Origin of the sequence: Kitasatospora sp. NPDC091335 (genome assembly GCF_044757205.1) — a bacterium.
Lineage (GTDB): Bacteria > Actinomycetota > Actinomycetes > Streptomycetales > Streptomycetaceae > Kitasatospora.
Genome location: NZ_JBIVUM010000015.1, coordinates 1 through 15,704, shown reverse-complemented (window position 1 = coordinate 15,704; position 15,704 = coordinate 1). Strand labels below are relative to the sequence as shown.

Sequence of the window (15,704 nt, the reverse complement as noted above, 5' to 3'; positions counted from 1 at the left end):
ACCAAAACGCTGTGTAGGGATCCGTGGCACCTGAAGGAGAAACACATGGCACATCGGCGTCTTGGTAGCGGACCGACGGTGAGCCCGGCAGAGATGTTCGGCGAAGCGCTCCGCTTCGCGCGTGAGCAAGCCGGCTACACGCAGGAGGAGTTGGGCAAGCTGCTGCACGTCGACCGCACGGTGATCACCCGGTTCGAGGGCGGCAGGAGGTCGATGGACCGGGAGACCGTGGAGCGGATCGACGGTTTCCTGGCCATGGGAGGCATGCTGGTCCGACTCTGGGAACGAGTGGACTGGCAAGCGGAAATCGAAAGCCCGGACTGGTTCGGGATGTTCACGGAGCTGGAGGAGACAGCTCTGGCGATTCGAGTGCTTCAGTACAATCGGATCAACGGCCTCTTGCAGTGCGAGGAGTACGTTCACGCGATGATGTGCACCGGAAACGCGCGCAACAACCCGAAGCTGTTCGCCGAGCGGGTCGAAGCTCGGCTGAAGCGACAGCGCCGCTTCTTGACTGCTGATGGGCCGACACTCATGGTGGTGCTTGACGAGAGTGCCATCCGCTCAATCATCGGCGGTCCGGGCGTGATGCGGCGGCAGATGGAACACCTGCTCGCGGTGACTGAGCGCTCGAACATCGTGGTCGAGGTGGCCCCGTTCGATCGTCCGGCGCCGGTGACGCCGTCGACATCCTTCATCCTGATGGTGATGCCGGATGGGAAGGAATGCGTGTACTCGGAGAGCCTGTACCGTGGGCGATTCAGTGACGCCCCATCGGTTGTCGCAGAGTCCAGGCGAGACTTCGACCTGGCACGTACCGATGTGCTCTCGCCGGGGGATACCCGCGCCCTGATCACCGATGCGATGGAGGAGTACCGCTTTGCAGAACGTCGATCTCAAGAAGGCCGCTTGGCGCAAGAGCAGCTACAGCGCGGGCGACGGACGCGAGTGCATCGAGGCGGCCCTTGGCTTCCTCCCCGGAGCCGTCCCGGTGCGTGACTCCAAGGACCCCCACGGCCCGGCCCTCCTCTTCCCCGCCTCCTCCTGGACCTCCTTCATCGAAGCCGTCCGCGGGGGCGAGTTCCCGACCCACCGCCCCTGAACCACCCCTCGCATGTCCCCGCGCCCGCCCGGGTAGGGAGCCCCCGGAACACCGGACTCCCCTGGGTGGTGCGGATTGTCGGTCAACGTCCCCGTACTCGCTGCGGCCACCGTGCTGCTCGTCCTCAGCATGGCCCTCCTGCTGCGACGGTCGAACGAAAGATCCGGCACCCGCGGCCAGGCCACCATGACGTACGCCTGGCTCTGCCTCGCCCTCGCGGCGACCCTCGTCCTCTTCGCCTTCTTCCCTCAAACCGAGGTCCAGGGCTCCGCGTTCGGGTTCTCCCTCGGCGGGGCCGGCGCCTTCGTGTTCGTCGTCCTGCGCGCCATCATGTGGGTGCACGGCAGGGTCACCGAGATCGACCGCGGCAACGCCTCCCCTCCCCCGGCCCGGATCCCGCGTCAGCGCACCGCAGCCACCCGTACCGATCAAGCGCCCGAGACCCTGCGGGAGTTCGTCGTACACCCGTTCCTCCTGGACGGTGTCCGCGGCAAGCGGATCTGCCTGATCACCGGCAATCTCCGCGACCTCAAGTGCGTCGACATCTGGGTGAACTCCGAGAACACCGAGATGCAGATGTCCAGCCAGTTCGAACGCTCGATCTCCGGCACCATCAGGTACGAGGGCGCCAGGCGCGACGAGTTCGGGCACATCGTCGAGGACGTGATCGCCGACGAGCTCTCCGCGAAGGTCGCCGGGAAGACGCCGGTCGCCCCCGGTGTCGCGATCGTCACGGGCTCCGGTGAACTCGCGCGTTCGCACAACGTGGCGTTCGTCGTCCACGTGGCCACCGTCCGGGGCGAGCCGGGAGAGGGCTTCCAGCAGATCGGCGGGATCGACCGCTGCGTGACCAACGCGCTGGCGGCCGCCGCCCGCCTGGGCGCGGACAAGCCGCCGCGGTCCATCGTCTTCCCGCCGCTGGGCGTCGGTTCGGGCCGCGGGGACCGGGAGACGACCGCGCAGCGCATGGTCGCGGCCGCGGTGGGCTACCTGCGGCAGAACCCCAAGTCGCCGCTGACCGACATCTGTTTCCTCGCGCGCAAGAACCTCACCCGCGATGCCTTCCTCTCGGCCCTCGAAGAGACGGCCGGACTGACGTCGACCGGAACACACCAGCGACTCTGAGTGGTTCACCGTCATGACCACCGCACCCAGACGGCACCTGCTCCCCCGCGGAACCGTCCTGCACCGCGTCCACCGCTCCCACCGGTCGCCGGTCGAGTTCAACCCCGGCTCGACCGGGGGCACCCCGCGCGGCGGGCGCTTCGACAGCACCTCCGAGGAGCCGTACCCGTACTACTACGCCGCCCTGAGTCCCCGGACGGCGGTCTTCGAGGTGTTCCTCGACGAGGGCCGGGACGGGCCCGCCGAGGACCCGAAGGTCGGAGCCAGGAACCGGGTGATCTCGGCGGTGGAACTCACCGTGGACGCCTGCCTGGTGTCCCTCGCCGAGCCGGGGGACCTGGCCGCCGTCGGCCAGGGCGAGTGGCTCGTCCGGGGGGCGAAGGAGGACTACCGCAGGACCCGGCAGTGGGCCAGGGCCCTGCGGGCGACGGCCCCCTGGGCGCAGGGCCTGGTCTGGCGGTCGTCGAAGGACAGCGGGGCGAGGTCGGTGGTGCTCTTCGGGGACCGCCTCCGCGAGGGTGCGCTGAGGCCGTTGCCCGGCTCCTCCCGCCACCTCGACGAGGAGCCCCACTTCCAGTGGCTCGTCAGCGTGTTGGCGGAGGACGGCCGGGCACCGTGGACGGGCGGCGACCCGGCGCGGACCCCGTGGGGCGGGCCTGCTGCCGGGTGAGGCCGGCCCCGGCCGGGCGGGGCGGGGCCCCGGCCCGGGTCACTCCCGGCTGCGGCCCAGCAGGGCGGCCGACTGCGGGTCGCCGACGCGGGACGCGACCGCCCCCTTGACCACCGTCAGCGCGGCCGGAAGCGCCGCCAGTGCCGCCGCCTTGAGCGCGCTGATCGACGTCAGGTCGAACCCGTCCGCCAGCAGCAGGCCGAGGAACGCCGCTGCGTACGTGGCAACGGTGCGCTCGACCAGGTCGATGATGAGCTTCGCCATGATCAGGACTCCTTCGCGGTGGAGGCGGTGGGGTGCACGCTCACGGGGCGCCCGGGCCGGGCCGGGCGGCGGGGGTCGGTGCGCGGCGGTCGCGCGGGACGTCGGGGGTCGGCCTTCGGAGGCATGTGGCAGGCGCCGTCGGGGAGTTGCCGCCCTGATGTACACGTTCAGGCCGACGGATCCGACGACGGGACCACCGGACGAATTCCGCGTCCCCTTCCGCACCTCACCCCAGCCGGTCGCTCAGCTCCATCGCGCGCAGGGCCGCCGCCAGCGCCGGTGCGTCGCCGACGTCGAGGGCCGTGTCCGCCAGCTTGATGACGTGCTCGTCCCCGTGCGCCAGGGCCAGCTCGAACACCTCCTCGGGGGTGACCGCCCCGGGCGGGACGCAGGCGACCGGCGCCGCGGGCGCGTACATCGCCGTCACCGCCGCGGAGGCCGTCCAGGCCGCCCGCAGGCTCGCCGGCCACAGCGCCCGCGGGAGCGCGGGCAGCGTGCGCAGCACGGCGTTGGGGGCGGTGGCCGCGTGGACCAGCATCGTCTCCTCGCCGTGGCCGTACGCGGCGTACCGGTGCGTGGCCGCCCGCACCAGTTCGGTGAGGCGGTCGTACGCCTCCCCCGGTTCCGTGACCGCGTCCGCCCACACCGGCAGGGCCGTGACGCGGTCGAGCCGGTCGGGGAAGCCGCCGTCCCGGACGGCGACGGGCGGCACCGCGTCGAGGCCCGCGGCCGCGCCGGCGGCGCCGGGCAGCCGGGCGGGTGCGGCGACGGGCCGGTGGCGGGCGGCCCAGTAGCCGAGGCCGTGGGCGAGTTCCGCGAGCCTCGGCCCGGTTGCGGCGACCCCGACGGCCCCGGCGGCGCCTGCGGCCTCGCCCGCCAGCAGGGTGCGCACCGCGTGGCCGACCCGGATCACCGGGTGCGTCGAACCGCCGTACAGGCCGGGCAGCAGCCGGGGCCACCACCGGGCGAGCACCTCGCGCCAGGGACGCTCCGCCAGCTCCCGCTCGAAGTGGCCGATCCAGTCGGCTACGCGGCCCGGATCGCCCAGCGCCGAACGCCAGTTGGCGTCCGTGACCGGTTCGACGCGGGACGGGAACTCCTCCAGCCTCCGCGCGTACAGGTCGAGCCAGCGGTGCACCGCCCCCGCCTGCCCGTGGGCGGCGAGGGCCTCGACGGCCATCGGCGCGTGGTTGCTGAGCCGCCCGAGCCGCTCGGGCCCGGTGCCGTGCAGCCGGTGGAGCGCCTCGTCCAGAATCCCTGTCGTATCCACGGCAAGGACCGTAGGCGGACGCGGGTCGGGGGCGTAACGGGCCGGAGACCTAAGCCCTTTATCGGAGGAGGATCTTGTGCGTAGGGTGGGGTCACATGAGGCTCATCACCCACAAGACCCTCGCCACCCTCGCGGGGGCGACCGTCGCCTTCACCGGCATCGCCGTCCTCAACAGCGCCCCGGCGTCCGCCGGCCTGGCGCACTTCACCGGGCAGCTCCAGGTCCAGGGCGACCAGACCTACCTGGACGAGGGCACCGGCACCGGCGTCCTCGCCCGCGCCGCCGCTCCGGCCGGCCAGACCTGGGTGTTCGACAAGGTCGACTACGCCTACGAGTCCGTCGGCGTCTTCACCGTCAAGGGCAGCACCTCGGGCAAGTGCGTCACCGCCAAGGGCATCGGGCAGGCCGTCGTCCAGGAGACCTGCCGCAGCGGCGACCTGACGCAGCGCTGGATCATCGACAACAGCCAGGACACCACCCTGATCAGGAGCCACGGCGACCTGGGCCTCGTCCTCCACACCACCGGCGTCGACCAGCCCGTCACCGGCTCCCCCGCCCCCGACAACGGTGGCGGCCCGACCGGCGCCGGCCTGCCCGGCAGCCCCGACCAGAACTGGATCCTTTACCAGGACTGACGCCCACCGGCCCGCGAATCGGAGTGGGAAGTCGGCCGGCCCGACTTCCCACTCCGGGTGGACCAGGCGGTGCGCCGTACAACCGTCCTGGAACGGGTGCGGGCCTTCCGGAACGGCGGAGTCCGGCATCCACGCCGTCGGCCGGAAAGGCCCTCGCGCCACTCCCCGCGCACCACGGCACCATTCCACAGGCGAATGCCGGAGCGCATTTCCACGAGCGTCGAAGGCCCGTCGATCCGTGCCTGTCCAGCCGGTCGAGAACGGCCGGGCAGGGACGCGGAAGGTCACCCCGTGATGGTGAGGAACGGGTCCCACTTGTAGTAGCCCACCAGGTTTCCGTCCCTGTCGATGATCTGGAACGAGAACGTGTAACTGCCGCTTCCAGGGTTGGTCACGTTGGCGGACCAGTAGCTGTTCTGCACCTTCTGCGTGGCGTCGTACTTCGTGTCCCCCGCGCTGGTCGCGGTCGAAAAGGGAAGCCTGGCTTGGGCCGGGCCTGAAGGCTGCGGCTTGCTGATGAGGTTGCTCGTGCTCTCGTAGTCGTAGAGCAGCGCGGCGAAGTTGTCGTCCAGGGAGTACGTGGTCTCGCGCCACCGGATCTCGTCATCCACGTGTGCGGTGATGTTGAGTTCGGCTCCGGTGCTTCCGGACACGGTGTTCGCCTGCTTGACGGTCACGTAGATGTACTTGGCGGCCGCTTCGACCCACGTGGGATTCTTCGGATCCTGGGAACCCGGACCGAGATCGTTGACGATGTCTTCGGCGTTGAACACGATCAGCACCCTGATGAATTCAGGCTGGGGCATTGCCGTCATCCTCCTGCTAGCGTTCGAAAGTGGGCCGCCTTTGTCGGCATCCATCACGCCGTTCCGGCCCACCGGAGGCGACGCCAGCAAGTAGGTACCCGAACCTCTCCCTGTGCAGGGTTTCCTATGGCTCGCCCGCTCGTTTGACCAGGACGTGGCAGTCCTCCTGGTTTCGCGTCTGGTCCCCGACGAGCTGTGGGATCCGTTCAGAAGAGTGGTACCGCCGACGGAGGCGGTCCGGCCGCAAGGCGGCGGCCGGCGCAAGGCCGATGACCGCGAGGTGCTGGCCGGGATCGTGTTCGTGGTCACCGCCGGCATCCCGTGGCGTGAGCTGCCGCCGCTGTTCGGTCCGCGATGGCAGACGGTCTACCGTCGCTTCGCCCAGTGGAGCCGGGCCGGGGTGTGGGAGCGGTTGCAGCTCGCCGCCCTGCCCGAGCTCGGGGATTCCGGGGACACGCGATGGGCTCGCGGGGTGATCGACTCCCTCCGACGGCGTTGCGAGCCGTCGCGGGTCCGGTGACATGGGCAAGGCACCAAAAGAAACGGGGGACTTGGCCCCGGTCGCTAGCCCGTGCGAGCGACCGGGACCGCCCCTCTACCACCCCGCCGGCACCGGGCCGCCGGCGCCGGGCCGCCGCGTTCGGGGCCCCGGGTATGGAGGCCGCGCGGATGTCCCCACCACCTGCCCCGCCGAGGAGCCGGTCCCGGCAGGTACGGCGAACGACCCCTCGACATCGCGGTAGGAGCGGTACCGAGTGATCACGCGGACGGCGCCCCGCCGAGGTGAGCCGACGGATCCTCCGCGCGAGCAGCCTCGTCCGGCCGGTCCGCCGAGCCCGAGGACGGCCGCCCGCCGAGCCGGACGGTGGTGAGGGCGGCCAGGGCCGGGGTGGCGGCGAGGGCGAGGCACACGGGCAGCGGGAGCCGGTCGGCGAGCAGGCCCGCCAGCGCGGTGCCGCCCGAACTGCCCGCGTTGAACGACGCGTTGACCCAGGCGCCGGCCCGGGTGCGGCGGCCGGGGCCGGCGAGTTCGTCGGTGAACAGGTAGGCGGTGGTGAGGGTCGGGGCCACGGCCAGTCCGGCCAGGGCGGCGACGGCCGCCAGGAGCGGGAGCGTCGGGGCGAAGGCCGCCAGGGCCAGCGTGCCGCCGAACGCCGCGGTGAGGACGGCGAGCCTGGCCCGCGCCGGAGCCCGCCAGTCGAGGGCACCGAGGACGAGACCGCCGACCGCGCTGCCGGCCGCCAGCGCCGCCTCCACCCAGGCGGCGCTGGCGGCCTGCCCGTGCCGCTGGGCGAAGACCACCGCCAGCAGGCCGAACGCCCCGAGCCCGGCACCGGCCCCGGCCGCGGCGGCCAGCGGCTGGCGGGTGCGGGCCAGCAACTGCCAGGGGCGCGACCGGTCCTCGGCGCCCGCAGGTTCGGTGCCGGTGCCGGACTCGGTGCGGACGGAGGCGGCCAGGGCGAGGGTGCCGCCGAGGACGAGAGCGGCGCCGAGCACCAGCCCGAGCGCCGGGCGCGCCGTCGCCGCGGCGATCACACCGGCCAGCAACGGCCCCGTGACGTACAGGAGTTCCTCGGCGACGGTGTCCAGGCTGTAGGCCCGGCGGCGCAGGCCGGGGTCGGGCAGCAGGGCGCTCCACCGCGCCCGGGTGACCGGCCCGAGGGGCGGCGCGAACACGCCGGCCGCCACGGCGAGGGCGAGCAGCGCCGGGTAGGGGACGCCAGGGCGCCAGGTGGCCGCGGCCAGGCCGAGCAGCACCAGCGCGTACCCGGCCGCCATCGGCGGCAGCGCCCGGCGCGGGCCGTGGCGGTCGACCAGTCCGGCGCGGACGGGCGAGAGCAACACGCTGGAGGCGCCGAACAGGGCGGTCAGCCAGCCGGCCCGGGCGTAGGAGCCGGTGGTGGCGCTGACGGCGAGCAGGAGTGAGAGGGGGACGACGCCGTAGGAGAGGCGGCCGATGAGGGCAGCGGAGAAGAGCCGGACCGCGCCGGGGGTGCGCAGGACCGCCGCGTAGGACGAAGGCATGAAGGGGTTCCTCGAAGGCTGGCGCGCGCCGCGCGCCGGTGTACCGGGACGCCGAAGGGCCGCCGCACCACCGGGGTGCGGCCGCCGCCTGTGGTCCTAGTCACGCGAGAGGAACATGGGGGCCATGGTAGGCCATCCGACCAGGGGCTTTGCGTGAGAAGTCGGCGGGGCCGACTTCTCGTGCGCGGCGGGGGCCGGGGGGTTCGGCGGAACGGAACGACGACGTGACGCGAACTCTGCACCTTCCACGGCCGGTTCGGCGTCTACGCTGAGGAGCTTGCACCGCGGGGCCGTCTCCGCGACGGCTCCGGAACGGAACAGGAAAGGCTGATCACAGGGGCTCTCCTCGGCCGGTTCCTCGGGGAAGGGCCCACGTCGCCGAGGAGGCCTCATGCCCGACCCTCAGCACAGCCGTACCGCCCCCACCGCCCGACGGCCCAGCGCCCTGCGGCGCACCGTCGCGGCCGGCCTCGCCCTCGTGGCCGGCCTGGCCGTCACCGCCGCCGCGACCCTCCCCGCACAGGCCGCGCAGGCCTCAGAAGCCACGGAGGCCGGCGCCCCGGGGCTCGACCGCTACCACGGGCAGCACCTCGACTGGCACAGCTGCGTCCTGGGCCCTGACGACCGGGACGGCGCCGCCCTCGAACAGGCCGGAGCCCGCTGTACCGAGATCACCGTGCCGCTCGACTACCGCAACCCCGGCGGACGCACCGTCACCCTGGCGGCCTCCCGGATCAAGGCCACCGACACCCGCCACCGGATCGGCGCGCTGCTGCTCAACGACGGCGGCCCCGGCGGCCCGACGATCGGCGCGCCGCCCCGGGTGCACACCGCGCTCAAGGAGACCACCGGCCGCTTCGACATCGTCGGGCTGGACCCGCGCTTCGTCGGCCGCAGCGCCCAGATCGACTGCGGCTGGCATGTCGGCCTCAGCGTCCTGTCCTCGGGGACCGGCCGGGCCTCCTTCGAGCGGCAGGTCGCCCTCCAGCGGGACCTCGCGGCCCAGTGCCGCTCGGCGGCCGGCGACCTGCTGCCGTTCGCGAGCACCCGCGACACGGCCCGGGACCTGGACGTGCTCCGGGGGGCGCTCGGCGAACGGAAGGTCTCCTACCTGGGCCTGTCCTACGGCACGTACCTCGGCACGGTGTACACCCAGCTGTTCCCCGGCCGCCTCGACCGCATGGTCCTGGACAGCGCGCTCGACCCGCGCCACGCCGGGCCCGGGCTCATTCCGAGTCAACTGCCCGGGCTCGACCACGCGTTCACCGACTGGGCGGACTGGGCGGCGGCCCGCCACGGCACGTACGGGCTCGGCCGCACCCGCGCGGAGGTGACCGCCGGAATCCTGCGCACGGAGGAGGCGGCCGCGGCCCGCCCGCTCGTCCTCGGCACCGGCGCCGACGCCTTCGAACTCGACGACTCCCGGGTGCCGATGCTGCTCTTCATGGGGCTCCAGGGCGACTCCGATCCCGAACGGGCTTCCCTCGCCGGGCAGGTGGCGATGCTCGCGGAGGCCGCGGCGGGCCGGCCGGTCACCCCGACGCCGGACACCGTCGGCCTGCTCCAGGCCCTGTTCGGCCCGCAGGGCTCGCCGGCCGGCAGCGCCCTGCAAGCCGTGCTGTGCGCGGACGGCCCGGCCTCCCACGACCCCGAGCACTACTGGCGCGAGATCGAGCAAAGCCGCGCCGAACACCCGCTGTTCGGCCCGCTGCTCGACAACATCAGCCCCTGCGCCTTCTGGGACGCCCCGCGCGAGGCGCCCACCCAGGTGCGCCGCGACGCCCGGGCGCTGATCCTCTCCGCCACCGGCGACCCCCGCACCCCCTACAGCGGCGGCGTCGCCCTGCACAACATGCTGCCCGGCTCGCGCCTGCTGACCCTCCAGGGCGCCGACCAGCACCAGCTGTACGGGATCTACGGCAACGCCTGCGTGGACGACACCGTCAACGCCTACCTGGCCTCCGGACGCCTCCCGGACACCGACCCCACCTGCACCCGCCAGTAGCCGCCCGCCGCGCCTTCGGCGGATGCGGGCGGCGCCGGCCCGTGAGGCGAGTACTCACGGGCCGCCCGCCGCCCCTCACCGCACGCCCTTCCGTGCGCCCCGGACTCCTCCACCGGCCGGTACGGCGGCACGCGTACGAGGCCAGGTACGCGAAGCGGGCCCGCTGCCCCGCGTCCCCCTGGGTGCTCCACCACGGTGAACCCGGCTCCGGAGCGGAGAAGGAACGGCTGGTCACAGGGGTTCTCTCGCTAGCTTTCCGGGGAAGAGTCCCACGCCGCCAAGGAGGCGTCATGGCCGGTCCCCACCGCAGCCGCTCCGCTCCCGCCGCCCGGCGGCGCCGTGCCCTCCGGCGCACCGTCGCGGCCGGCCTCGCCCTCGCGTCCTGCCTGACCGTGACCGCCGCGGCGACCGCCCCCGCAGAGGCTGGCGCCCCGGAACTCGACGGCTACTACCGGCAGCATCTCGACTGGCACGGCTGCGCCTTGGGCCCGGACGACCAGGACGGCGCCGCACTCGAACGCGCCGGCGCCCGCTGCGCCGAGATCACCGTGCCACTCGACTACGGCGACCCCGGCGGACGCACCGTCACCCTGGCGCTCTCCCGCATCGCCGCCACCGACACCCGCCACCGGATCGGCGCGCTGCTGCTCAACGACGGCGGCCCCGGCAGCCCGACGATCGGCGCCCCACCCCGGGTGCACGCCGCCCTCAAGGAGACCGCCGCCCGCTTCGACATCGTCGGGATGGACCCTCGCTTCGTCGGCCGGAGCACCCCGCTGGACTGCGGCTGGCCGGACGGCGGCTTCTACTCCGCCGGAACCGGCCGCGCCTCCTTCGATCGCCAGGTCACCTACCAGCGGGACCTCGCGGCCAAGTGCCGCTCCACGGCCGGGGACCTGCTGCCGTACGCGAGCACCCGCGACACCGCCCGGGACCTGGACGTGCTCCGGGGCGCGCTCGGCGAACGGAAGATCTCCTACCTCGGCCTGTCCTACGGCACATACCTCGGCACGGTGTACACCCAGCTGTTCCCCGGCCGCTTCGACCGGATGGTCCTGGACAGCGCACTGGACCCGCACCACACAGGACCCGCCCTGCTCCCCCACCAACTGCCCGGCCAGGAACACGCGTTCGCCGACTGGGCGAGCTGGGCGGCGGCCCGCCACGGCACGTACGGGCTCGGCCGCACCGGCGAGGAGGTGACCGCCGGAGTCCTGCGCACCATCGACGCCGCCGCGGCCCGCCCACTCGTCGTCGGCAGCGGCGCCGACGCCGTCGAACTGGACGACACCCGGGTGCCGGTGCTGCTCTACGTGGGGCTCCAGGGCGACTCCGACCCGGAACGGGCCGCCCTCGCCGGGCAGATGACGATGCTCGCCGAGGCCGCGGCGGGCCGGCCGGCCACCCCGTCGGCGCCGACCGCCGCCCTGCTGCACCTGCTGTTCGGCCCGCAGGGCTCGCCGGGCGGCAGCGCCATGCAGGCCGTCCTGTGCGCGGACCGGGCGGCGCCCCGCGACCCCGAGGACTACTGGCGCCGGATCGAGGCGGCCCGCGCCGAGCACCCGCTCTTCGGCCCGATGCTCGGCACCATCAGCCCCTGCGCCTTCTGGGACGCCCCGCGCGAGGCGCCCACCCAGGTGCGCCGCGACGCCCCGGTGCTGCTCCTGTCCGCCACCGGCGACCCGCGCGCCCTCCACCGGGACGGCCTCACCCTGCACCACCTGCTGCCCGGCTCACGCCTGCTGACCCTCCAGAGCGCCGACCAGCACGGGCTGTACGGGACGTACGGCAACGCCTGCGTGGACGACACCGTCAACGCCTACCTGGCCTCCGGACACCTCCCGGACACCGACCCCACCTGCACCCGCCGGTAGCCGGCTACCGCGCCTCTATCGGATGCGGACGGCGCGAGCTGGGTGGACAACGGCTACGTCTTCACCCGGCCCGACGGCCACCCCATCGAACCCGCCACCCTCACCCGCCACTTCAACGCACTCCTCCGTCGCGCACACCTCCGACAGATCCGCTTCCACGACCTGAGGCACGACCGCCACCCTCCTCCTGAAACAGGGCGTCGAACTCGTTGTCATCAAGGAACTCCTCCGCGACCCCGCCGAGCCCGCCACCCGGCCCGACGACGGCGACGAACCGCCCGTTTGTGCAGCACCCGTCCGTTGACGTTGCCGTCAATACCGCAAAAGAGCCCCACCGGAGCCATCCCGGTAGGGCTCTTTCTGTCTGCCAGATGATCCTTCTTCATTACCGCAGAGGCGATATCAACCGGCCGCGAATCAATCCTTAAACAGGACTCTCCAGATACGAGAAAACAGAGCCATACTGTGCACGCAAATTCGGATTGCCGAAATATGCCAGTCGAACCAAATCAAGAGCTTCTTGGGTTCTCCCGATCGAAACAGCCAGCGCCGCTCCGAGCGTGGCGCGATTACCGGCACTGTAACCCAGGAAAGAGGCTGCCTTCTGAACACCATCCCGACAAATCGCAAAGAGCCCGTCCACGGATGCAGTTTCCCTCAGATACGGGAGGACAGAGTTGGAAATGGCTCGCAACACGTTCGCTTCCAAGGCGGCCGCCGACGCGTCATCCTTGAATAGCCACATGCCTACTCGCTCACACGCAATGGACTCAAGGGGAGCAGAGATACGGCACGAATCCAGCGGCTCTGGATCGGCTGGCAGCATCTCCTTGTAGATCGCTAGGACACTCTCCGGCGACACGTGGGTATTGAGAACAAGCTGGGCGCTATCCCGCGCGTGTGCAGGGCGCACGAATAGGCCAAACTCAACCTCCTGCTTCACGGCACCGATCGAGCGGACAAACGACAGCGAACCCCCAGCGAAGCCCTCGGCCTTCAGGATGGCAGCTGGGACACCTTGAATGACAGGCTGAATAAGGCGCCGATAATCCGACTTCGACGGGGGTTTCACTATCGATACACCTCAACTATGGAGTAATTGCATCAAAGACGCCGATTATATTGAATCCCTTTGACTGCCCGATGCCGGTTGGGACATTGCCCTGACCAACCCAGTTGTCAAAGTCGCGCTGCTCCGGGGTACGGGATGCGCCGCCCGACTTTACCTCAATTCCGACATAGTTACCACCCCCGAGATCGATCGCCCCGTCGTAGTACCTAGTTTGGCCGCCGTTGCCAGTTACAGCCACTGTGCGCCTGACTATTGTGTGCCCCTCGGTCTCAAGATGATCCCAGACATTCGCTTCGGCCGAGGCGCCAACTCGGGTACCGGTCGAGCTTGCGAAATGACCCTTCGCATCTCGAATCGAACCATCCGGGTGCTGGAATAGGCCGTTCCCCAAATCAATCGGGCCACATCCAGGACCGGTATTGTGCACCAGTACCGGGGTGTTGCCCGCCAGCACATAGTACGTGTGCTACGCGACCCCTCTCCACCTGCTTTTTCGCAGGTCAACGGTGATTTGACGGCCCATCGGCGTCCGTGGATGTGCGCCGAAGTCCGTGGTTGTTGCCGTCGCCACTGCCGTCAGAGGTATAGACCAATCACCCTTCCGCTGGCTGCGCGCGTGATCTTACTGCCATGCTCCGGGCTCGGCGCGGACGATGGTCCGCGCGGTTTGCTCGTACGACTGATGACCAGTCTGCGCACAGTGTCCGGCGATCCAGCGCGTCAGTTCCTCCGGGGTGTGCAACTCACCTGACGCGGCGCCACAGTCCTGTTCTTCGCCCGTGACGCAGATGGCCTCGAAGGTCGGCAGCGCCAGGAAGTCAGCGACGGTGGTCACGTGGTACTCGCGGAAGCGGTAGCGGCTGGTCGTGCCCATCAGCGCGCCCCTTGCCCGAGTCGTGCCATCTGATCCCCCGGGTCGTTCGTCTCGCTGAGGTTGCCTGCCAGCGTGCTGATGCTTACGGCGTCAGGCATCCTCGGCCCCCTCCTGTGGGGCCGCGATGCGCTGGCCGCGCGAGTCCGCGACCCTGAGGGCGTCCGACAGCGCCTCGGCCAGCCGGCAGGCCAGCCAGCGGTATTCGAGGGCCGGCAGCGCCCGCGCTCCGGGGGCCAAGTCCTTGCGGGCGTATTCCAACAACTCCTGGCCCATGCTGAGCTGCACCGCCTCGATGCCGTCGGCGAGCGTGGAGAGGTAGCCCCTGCCGTCAGTGCTCAGGTAGCACGGGTTCCCGTCCGGGGTGGTCCACGGCAGCAAGCGGGGGCCCGTCACGCCCGACGCCGCGTCGTACAACTCCCTGCGGCGCAGACGATCCGCGTCGCTCCTCGGCATGCTCACAGTGGGCTCCCGGCCTCGGTCGCTGGATGGGGACTCGGCGACCGTAACCGTCTGACTACTCGTCACTCCATGGATGCGGCAGCGCAGATCGCAACGCTGGGTCGGCAAACTGCCACGCTGCGTGGCACCTATCCGACGACGCCCAGGTAGGCGGCCATCTCGCGCATGTCGCTGGTCAGGGTGCGCTTGCGCTTGCTCAGGATCTCCTGCATGGTCTCGGCGGCGGAGTTCTGATGCCTCAGCCACTCCGGTGCGGCTTCGCGGGCGAGGGCCAGTTCGTCCATGGCGGCCGACAGGTCACCCGTCCGCGTGTGGGCGCGTGCCATGTCGAGGGTGAAGCGGTTCCCGTCGTTCGTGCTGGGCCTGCCCAGACGCTTCCACGCCTTCGGCGACAGCTCCGCCTCCTCCCCCACCTTGCGCACCACCGCGCGGGCGTCCCCGATGACCATGGGATCTTCGAGCGCCTTCAGGGCCACGGTCACCGGTCCGAAGACGGACCAGTGCCGGGAGACGTTGCGGTGCGCCGTGCCGACAGCAGTCGCCGCCACCCGCGCCGCCTTGCGGTACTCCTTGGCCTCGTCCGGGCGGTTGTTCCGCGCCGCTGCGGCGGCGGCCTCCATCGCCAGACCGCCCCACACCGCGTAGTGGTCGGGCTCGGCCCCGGTGATCTTCGGCTCGACCACGTCCATGCTCTGGGTGGCGATCCGTTCCGCCTCGTCCAGCCGGCCTTGCCGCACCAGCAGCCAGCACATGCCGCCGACGCCGGACCCCGCCGCGAGCATGTCCCCGGCCCGTCGGGCGTCCGCGATGGCACCGCTCAGGGCCGCGTACGCGATGTCATACTGCCGGACCTGAGTCAGGTACGTGCCGGCCAGGCGCAACGTCTCGGCGCGGGCCAACAGGGCCTGCCGGTGCTCTTCGCCGCCGTCGTAGTAGGCAACGGCCCGCGCGGCATCCCGCAGCAGGCCCGGCAGTTGAGCGGCGACGCTCTTGTAGCTGTCGGAGAAGTACAGCACCCTCGCATCTCGAACCGTTCGAGCGTAGGCGCGAAGGTTCGGTTCCTCGCCCGCGGCTTCGGCCTCCTGGTCGACGAGCCCGACGGCCGGGGTGAGCGCGGCGCGGAGCTGAATGAGGTTGACCCGGTTCGGCTCCTCGGTCCGCCCTACAGGTTCTGGGGCGTCGGAGGCGATCAGCGCCGCTGTGGTCACGCCCAGCGCCCGTGCCAGGGCGTGAAGCGTCTCCATGCGGACTGTTCCGCCCTGCTCCACCTTGCGTACCGTGGCCGGCGACATGCCCGCCGCGTGGGCCAGTTCCTCCTGGCTCATCCCGGCCCGACGCCGGTACTTCCGCACGTTGTCCGCGAGTTCCGTAGTCATCTGCTCACCTACCTTCAGCGCCACGGTACGCCGGGCGGGCGAACTGACCGAGGCTAGGAGCTGTCCGGCCGATCATGTGACTATTGCCTGCCTTGGTCGTTGGTCGGGGCATGGGGCGGGGAGATCTGACGGATGCCGAGTGGGAAC

At 71.3% G+C, this 15,704-nt stretch carries 16 protein-coding genes; 8 read left to right on the top strand and 8 right to left on the bottom strand.

Annotated features, from left to right (window positions below):
- Positions 1-45 precede the first annotated feature (45 nt).
- From ACIQOW_RS27600 to ACIQOW_RS27585, 4 genes are all read left to right on the top strand, one after another.
- Positions 46-999: a helix-turn-helix domain-containing protein gene (locus tag ACIQOW_RS27600; protein ID WP_401089329.1), complete on the top strand. Its 954-nt coding sequence runs from the start codon at positions 46-48 to the stop codon at positions 997-999.
- Positions 953-1,102: a DUF397 domain-containing protein gene (locus ACIQOW_RS27595; protein WP_401089704.1), complete on the top strand. Its 150-nt coding sequence runs from the start codon at positions 953-955 to the stop codon at positions 1,100-1,102. The genes ACIQOW_RS27600 and ACIQOW_RS27595 overlap by 47 nt, the downstream gene beginning before the upstream one ends.
- A 75-nt stretch (positions 1,103-1,177) precedes the next feature.
- Positions 1,178-2,227 carry a macro domain-containing protein gene (locus tag ACIQOW_RS27590; protein ID WP_401089327.1) on the top strand — a complete coding sequence of 350 codons (1,050 nt, stop codon included), beginning with the start codon at positions 1,178-1,180 and terminating at the stop codon, positions 2,225-2,227.
- Between the two features lie 13 nt (positions 2,228-2,240).
- Positions 2,241-2,897, top strand: a complete 657-nt coding sequence (locus tag ACIQOW_RS27585; protein WP_401089325.1) for an RES family NAD+ phosphorylase — start codon at positions 2,241-2,243, stop codon at positions 2,895-2,897.
- A 39-nt stretch (positions 2,898-2,936) separates the two neighbouring features.
- On the opposite strand, the gene ACIQOW_RS27580 is transcribed toward ACIQOW_RS27585, so the two are convergent.
- Positions 2,937-3,161 (bottom strand): holin, encoded by a 225-nt coding sequence (locus tag ACIQOW_RS27580; RefSeq protein WP_401089323.1) that lies wholly within the window; start codon positions 3,159-3,161, stop codon positions 2,937-2,939.
- A 226-nt stretch (positions 3,162-3,387) separates the two neighbouring features.
- On the bottom strand, positions 3,388-4,431 hold the full coding sequence (locus ACIQOW_RS27575) for a questin oxidase family protein (RefSeq protein WP_401089321.1): 1,044 nt from the start codon (positions 4,429-4,431) through the stop codon (positions 3,388-3,390).
- Positions 4,432-4,526: 95 nt separating this feature from the next.
- Here ACIQOW_RS27575 and ACIQOW_RS27570 point away from each other — a divergent pair, with 95 nt between their 5' ends.
- Entirely contained in the window at positions 4,527-5,066 is a 540-nt protein-coding gene (locus ACIQOW_RS27570) for an RICIN domain-containing protein (RefSeq protein ID WP_401089319.1), read from the top strand.
- 284 nt (positions 5,067-5,350) lie between these two features.
- Here the strand turns inward: ACIQOW_RS27570 and ACIQOW_RS27565 are convergent, their stop codons facing one another.
- Positions 5,351-5,872: an AidA/PixA family protein gene (locus tag ACIQOW_RS27565; protein ID WP_401089317.1), complete on the bottom strand. Its 522-nt coding sequence runs from the start codon at positions 5,870-5,872 to the stop codon at positions 5,351-5,353.
- A 154-nt stretch (positions 5,873-6,026) separates the two neighbouring features.
- Between ACIQOW_RS27565 and ACIQOW_RS27560 the strand changes: the two genes are divergently transcribed.
- A complete protein-coding gene (locus ACIQOW_RS27560) occupies positions 6,027-6,392 on the top strand; it encodes a transposase (protein ID WP_401089315.1) in 366 nt (121 codons plus the stop codon).
- A gap of 239 nt (positions 6,393-6,631) precedes the next feature.
- Here ACIQOW_RS27560 and ACIQOW_RS27555 read toward each other — a convergent pair whose 3' ends face one another.
- Complete coding sequence (locus tag ACIQOW_RS27555) at positions 6,632-7,897, bottom strand: MFS transporter (protein WP_401089313.1); 1,266 nt, start codon at positions 7,895-7,897, stop codon at positions 6,632-6,634.
- Between the two features lie 391 nt (positions 7,898-8,288).
- On the opposite strand from ACIQOW_RS27555, the gene ACIQOW_RS27550 reads away from it, so the two are divergent.
- Together ACIQOW_RS27550 and ACIQOW_RS27545 are read left to right on the top strand one after the other, a co-directional pair.
- Complete coding sequence (locus ACIQOW_RS27550; protein ID WP_401089310.1) at positions 8,289-9,902, top strand: alpha/beta hydrolase; 1,614 nt, start codon at positions 8,289-8,291, stop codon at positions 9,900-9,902.
- Between the two features lie 290 nt (positions 9,903-10,192).
- The gene (locus ACIQOW_RS27545; protein ID WP_401089307.1) at positions 10,193-11,776 is read left to right on the top strand and encodes an alpha/beta fold hydrolase; all 1,584 of its coding nucleotides are present in this window, start codon (positions 10,193-10,195) and stop codon (positions 11,774-11,776) included.
- A gap of 424 nt (positions 11,777-12,200) precedes the next feature.
- Here ACIQOW_RS27545 and ACIQOW_RS27540 read toward each other — a convergent pair whose 3' ends face one another.
- The 4 genes from ACIQOW_RS27540 to ACIQOW_RS27525 all read right to left on the bottom strand — a co-directional run bounded on the left by ACIQOW_RS27540 (position 12,201) and on the right by ACIQOW_RS27525 (position 15,581).
- Positions 12,201-12,848 (bottom strand): hypothetical protein, encoded by a 648-nt coding sequence (locus ACIQOW_RS27540; RefSeq protein ID WP_401089304.1) that lies wholly within the window; start codon positions 12,846-12,848, stop codon positions 12,201-12,203.
- Between the two features lie 622 nt (positions 12,849-13,470).
- Positions 13,471-13,722: a hypothetical protein gene (locus tag ACIQOW_RS27535; RefSeq protein WP_401089302.1), complete on the bottom strand. Its 252-nt coding sequence runs from the start codon at positions 13,720-13,722 to the stop codon at positions 13,471-13,473.
- A gap of 90 nt (positions 13,723-13,812) precedes the next feature.
- Positions 13,813-14,175 (bottom strand): hypothetical protein, encoded by a 363-nt coding sequence (locus ACIQOW_RS27530; RefSeq protein WP_401089300.1) that lies wholly within the window; start codon positions 14,173-14,175, stop codon positions 13,813-13,815.
- Between the two features lie 134 nt (positions 14,176-14,309).
- Positions 14,310-15,581, bottom strand: coding sequence for a helix-turn-helix domain-containing protein (locus ACIQOW_RS27525; protein WP_401089297.1), 1,272 nt, complete (start codon positions 15,579-15,581; stop codon positions 14,310-14,312).
- Positions 15,582-15,704: the final 123 nt, after the last annotated feature.

Bases quoted from the DNA above. Each gene is read 5' to 3' on its own strand.
- ACIQOW_RS27600 (WP_401089329.1), top strand. From the start codon at position 46: ATGGCACATCGGCGTCTTGGTAGCGGACCGACGGTGAGCCCGGCAGAG.
- ACIQOW_RS27585 (WP_401089325.1), top strand. From the start codon at position 2,241: ATGACCACCGCACCCAGACGGCACCTGCTCCCCCGCGGAACCGTCCTG.
- ACIQOW_RS27580 (WP_401089323.1), bottom strand. From the start codon at position 3,161: ATGGCGAAGCTCATCATCGACCTGGTCGAGCGCACCGTTGCCACGTAC.
- ACIQOW_RS27570 (WP_401089319.1), top strand. From the start codon at position 4,527: ATGAGGCTCATCACCCACAAGACCCTCGCCACCCTCGCGGGGGCGACC.
- ACIQOW_RS27565 (WP_401089317.1), bottom strand. From the start codon at position 5,872: ATGCCCCAGCCTGAATTCATCAGGGTGCTGATCGTGTTCAACGCCGAA.
- ACIQOW_RS27555 (WP_401089313.1), bottom strand. From the start codon at position 7,897: ATGCCTTCGTCCTACGCGGCGGTCCTGCGCACCCCCGGCGCGGTCCGG.
- ACIQOW_RS27550 (WP_401089310.1), top strand. From the start codon at position 8,289: ATGCCCGACCCTCAGCACAGCCGTACCGCCCCCACCGCCCGACGGCCC.
- ACIQOW_RS27545 (WP_401089307.1), top strand. From the start codon at position 10,193: ATGGCCGGTCCCCACCGCAGCCGCTCCGCTCCCGCCGCCCGGCGGCGC.
- ACIQOW_RS27535 (WP_401089302.1), bottom strand. From the start codon at position 13,722: ATGGGCACGACCAGCCGCTACCGCTTCCGCGAGTACCACGTGACCACC.
- ACIQOW_RS27530 (WP_401089300.1), bottom strand. From the start codon at position 14,175: ATGCCGAGGAGCGACGCGGATCGTCTGCGCCGCAGGGAGTTGTACGAC.